The organism is Nocardia amamiensis NBRC 102102 (genome assembly GCF_001612745.1).
GTDB lineage: Bacteria > Actinomycetota > Actinomycetes > Mycobacteriales > Mycobacteriaceae > Nocardia > Nocardia amamiensis.
Genome location: NZ_BDBA01000391.1, coordinates 1 through 654, shown reverse-complemented (window position 1 = coordinate 654; position 654 = coordinate 1). Strand labels below are relative to the sequence as shown.

Annotated in this window: 1 protein-coding gene; it reads left to right on the top strand. The window is 63.1% G+C overall.

Going from position 1 to position 654, the window contains the following annotated elements; translation table 11 throughout:
- Positions 1-40: 40 nt before the first annotated feature.
- A partial coding sequence (locus NA4_RS37955; protein WP_169811221.1) for a WD40 repeat domain-containing protein occupies positions 41-654 on the top strand: 614 nt, incomplete at its 3' end.

The window sequence follows — 654 nt, the reverse complement described above, 5'->3', positions numbered from 1 at the left end:
CACGGTGAAAAGCGGCGCCTTCACCTCGGGGGGTGCATGGTTGGCCACCACCGGAACTGAAGGTGTAGTGCGGATCTGGGATACCTCAACTTGGGCAGAGCATAGGGTGCTGCAACGCCACACCAGCGCCGTGACCGACTGCGCGTTCAATCCCGACGGCGCGTGGCTGGCCACCTCCAGCGCCGACCGGACCGTCCGGATCTGGAACACCACCACCTGGACAGAACACACAGTCCTGCAAGGCCACACCAGCACAGTGACCAGTTGCGCGTTAACCTCCGACGGCGCGTGGCTGGCCACCACCAGCGCCGACCGCACCGTTCATATATGGGATACCGCCACTTGGACAGAACACATGGTGCTGCGCGGCCACACCGGAACGGTGACCGGATGCGCTTTTACTTCCGAAGGTGCATGGCTGGCCACCACCAGCGCCGACCGCAACATTCGCGTGTGGGACTTGTTGTCAGGTCAGGGAAGTGGACCGGGCTTTATACAGAACAGGTCGGTGACGGCCTGCTCCATAGCCCCGGACGCATCTTCCCTCGTAGCAGTCGGGAGTGGCCACACGCCCTGCGTTTGGGAGGCAGACAGCCCGGTCGAACGAGTGCTGATGAACGGCCACACCGACACGGTGACCGACTGTGCGTTCAA